At 61.3% G+C, this 2967-nt stretch carries 2 protein-coding genes and 1 riboswitch; of the genes, one reads left to right on the top strand and one right to left on the bottom strand.

Going from position 1 to position 2967, the window contains the following annotated elements; genetic code table 11:
* Positions 1-1291: phosphomethylpyrimidine synthase ThiC (gene thiC / locus KBT70_RS00220; protein ID WP_296627359.1), on the bottom strand; the 1291-nt coding region annotated here is incomplete at its 3' end.
* A 113-nt stretch (positions 1292-1404) separates the two neighbouring features.
* A riboswitch (TPP riboswitch) is annotated at positions 1405-1526 on the bottom strand.
* A gap of 180 nt (positions 1527-1706) precedes the next feature.
* On the opposite strand from thiC, the gene KBT70_RS00215 reads away from it, so the two are divergent.
* On the top strand, positions 1707-2681 hold the full coding sequence (locus tag KBT70_RS00215; RefSeq protein ID WP_296627356.1) for a quinone oxidoreductase: 975 nt from the start codon (positions 1707-1709) through the stop codon (positions 2679-2681).
* Positions 2682-2967 lie beyond the last annotated feature (286 nt).

Here is a 2967-nt window from a genome sequence, read left to right as displayed (position 1 = left end):
CGTGGCAACACTCAAGCTGCTTGTCCATGTTCTGCTTGATCTTGTGCATGGCGACATGGCCCGGCCCCTCGATCATCACTTGGCAATCCTTGGCCCATGCAATCTGGGTCAGTTCCCCCAGTGTCTCCAACTCTGCGAATTGCGCGGCGTCATTGGCATCGGCGATAGAGCCGGGCCGCAGCCCGTCGCCCAGTGAAAAGCTCACGTCATACTGGCGGCAGATGTCGCAGATGTCCTCGAAATGCTCATAAAGGAACGACTCACGGTGATGATGCAGGCACCATTTGGCCATGATCGAGCCGCCACGGCTGACGATCCCCGTCACCCGGTCCACGGTCATCGGCACCATATGCAAACGCACGCCCGCATGTATGGTAAAGTAATCCACGCCCTGCTCGGCCTGTTCGATCAGCGTGTCGCGGAACACCTCCCATGTCAGGTCTTCGGCAATGCCATTCACCTTTTCCAAGGCCTGATAGATCGGCACGGTGCCGATGGGCACGGGGGAATTGCGGATGATCCAGTCTCGGGTGTTGTGGATATTGCGGCCTGTCGAGAGGTCCATGACCGTGTCCGCCCCCCAGCGGATCGCCCAGACCAGCTTGTCCACCTCTTCTTCCATCGAAGAGGTGACGGCGGAGGTGCCCATATTGGCGTTGATCTTGACCAGAAAATTGCGGCCGATGATCATCGGTTCCAATTCCGGGTGGTTGATATTGGCCGGGATGATGGCGCGACCCGCCGCGATCTCTTGGCGGACGAATTCGGGGGTCACGTAATCGGGGATATTGGCCCCCCAGTCGTTGCCGTCGCGGTGGCAGGGTGTCAATTCGCGCAGCTGGTTTTCGCGGATGGCCACGAATTCCATCTCGGGCGTGATGAGGCCTGCGCGGGCATAGGCCAGTTGGGTGGGGGCCGCCCCCGGCTTGCCGCGCAGCGGGCGGGATTTCACCGGGAATTCCGGCACCAGCCTCTCGCCCGTGACAAAGCCATTGTCCTCGGGTTTGACGTGACGGCCCTCGTACTCCTCCACATCCCCGCGCCCCATGATCCACGAGCGGCGGAGCGGCGGCAGGCCTTGGCGAATGTCGGTGGTGAGGCCCGGATCGGTATAGGCACCAGAGCTGTCATAAACCGCAAGCGGGGCCTCGCCAGCGGTCGGATGGGTCGAGATTTCGCGCATGGGCACCGCGATTTCGGGGTGCAATTGGCCATTCACATAGATTTTCCGTGAGGCAGGCAGAGGGCCGGTGGTCACGCTTGGGGTGATGTCTTGGGTGGGGACGTTCATGTTGGTGCTCCTCGAGTCACGTTCTGCAAAGAGACCAGATGAGCGTGGCTAAGAGGCATGAGGGCATGGGTGTGCCCCCCGGTTCAGACCACAGGATACGCCCCATGTCGGCGAAACCACGTGTCCTAGCTTCCTACGCCAGTATCAACTGGGTCAGGTTCAAAGGGTCGCGACAACGAGCAATCGCTCTCAGTCGCCTCTCAGTCCCTTGGTTGGGACTCCCCTGCGTCCCTCTTGGGTAGCGTCAAAAAAACCGGCTGGCAAGCCTGTGATGACCACCCCGGATTTTCGACATGGTCACGTCGGGCAGACAATCACGGGGTCCGGGATTGCCTTTCGGGGCAGAGTGGCCTTTATTCCGATCCATGCGCCGCAGGGCGACAGATTACATGGACGAGAAGAGAGGGAGCAGGACATGGCGCGAACGGTCATCATCGAAAAAGCAGGCGGTGCAGAGGAGTTGAAGCTGGTTGATTGGCCAGTGGGAGAGCCGGGGCCGGGTCAAATCCGCATCCGGCACATGGCCTGTGGGCTGAACTTCATCGACGTCTATCAGCGCACGGGCCTTTACCCGCTGACCTATCCGCATGCCTTGGGCATGGAGGCGGCAGGGATTGTCGAGGCGGTGGGCGAGGGTGTCACCCATCTGAAACCCGGAGACCGCGCCGCCTATGCCGCAACCCCGCCGGGCGCCTATGCCGAGGCGCGGGTGATGCCCGCGTCGCAGGTTTGTCCGCTGCCAGAGGGCATTTCCTTCGAGGATGCCGCCTCGATCATGTTGCAGGGGATGACGGTCGAATATCTCTTTCACCGGGTCTGGCCGCTCGAGGCGGGGCAGACGGTTCTCTTCCATGCCGCCGCCGGGGGTGTCGGGCTCTTGGCCTGCCAATGGGCGCGCTCGGAGGGCATCCGTTTGATCGGGACCGCTGGCACGGACGAGAAATGCCGCCTTGCGATGGAAAACGGTGCCACGGCCTGCATCAATTACCGCGACAGCGATTTCGTGGCCGAGGTCAAGGCGTTGACCGAAGGCAAGGGCGTGGATGTGGTGATGGACGGGGTGGGCAAGGACACGTTCGAGCGGTCGCTCGACTGTCTCAAGCCCTTGGGGATGATGATGTCCTTTGGCAATGCCTCTGGCCCGGTCGAACCGGTGAGCCTGCTGACCCTTGCGGCCAAGGGGTCGCTCAAGCTGACGCGCACGACGCTATTCACCTTTCTTGCCGATCATGCCCGCTGTCAGGACATGGCGCGGCATCTCTTCGACAAGGTCGAGAGTGGCGCGGTCAAGGTCAATATCGGTCAGCGGTTCCCGCTTGATCAGGTCGCAGAGGCGCATCGTGCGCTGGAAGGGCGACAGACCACCGGCTCGACCATCCTCACGCTCTGAAGAGAAGAGGTCCGATAGGCGATACCAATGCGAGATGGGCGGGGGCGGAAAAGGCTCTCGCCCGCTATTATTGTGCCCAACACCCTGCATGCGGGTTGCCAATTGTTTCCTGGCCTTCGGAGGATTTGTTCCTCTCTCAGCCGTGATATGCGCATGGCTTGACGCGTCCCAAGCAGCGGCATAGCGTCTGGCCACAACAACAGCCCGGCAACCGGGCGATACACAGGGAGTGTAACATGAGAAAGCTGTTGGGAACTGTCCTGACCAGTGCAGCCTTTGCGCTGGT

This window comes from Roseovarius sp., assembly GCF_018066915.1.
In the GTDB taxonomy this organism is placed as follows: domain Bacteria; phylum Pseudomonadota; class Alphaproteobacteria; order Rhodobacterales; family Rhodobacteraceae; genus Roseovarius.
This window is presented reverse-complemented; position numbering and strand designations above follow the sequence as displayed.